Annotated in this window: 1 protein-coding gene; it reads left to right on the top strand. The window is 65.7% G+C overall.

Going from position 1 to position 434, the window contains the following annotated elements:
* A partial coding sequence (locus tag HV823_RS26425) for an Ig-like domain-containing protein (RefSeq protein ID WP_176952630.1) occupies positions 1–434 on the top strand: 434 nt, incomplete at both ends.

Consider the following 434-nt stretch of genomic DNA (forward strand, 5'->3'; position numbering starts at 1 on the left):
GGCCGTCGACTTCGGCTTCACCGACAAGGCGGACGGGCACACGCTGGCTGGCGTGAAGTTCGCGACGCTGCCCTCCGCGGGAAGCCTGACGCTGTCCGGCAAGGCGCTGAAGGCCGGCCAGATCGTCGCCGCCGCCGATCTCGGCAAGCTGGTCTACACGCCCACCGCCAATGCTACCGCCCCCGTCTCCTTCACCTTCCAGGTCGTAGACAATGGCGGAACGGCCAATGGCGGGATCAACATCGATCCGACGCCGAACGCGTTCCGCTTTTCGATCAAGCCCGTCAACGACGCTCCTTCGGGTGCCGACAAGACGGTCGGTCTGCTGGAAGACAGCGCCTACAAATTCAAGGCCGTCGACTTCGGCTTCACCGACAAGGCGGACGGGCACACGCTGGCTGGCGTGAAGTTCGCGACGCTGCCCTCCGCGGGAA

Origin of the sequence: Mycoplana rhizolycopersici (assembly GCF_013378445.1) — a bacterium.
GTDB lineage: Bacteria > Pseudomonadota > Alphaproteobacteria > Rhizobiales > Rhizobiaceae > Mycoplana > Mycoplana rhizolycopersici.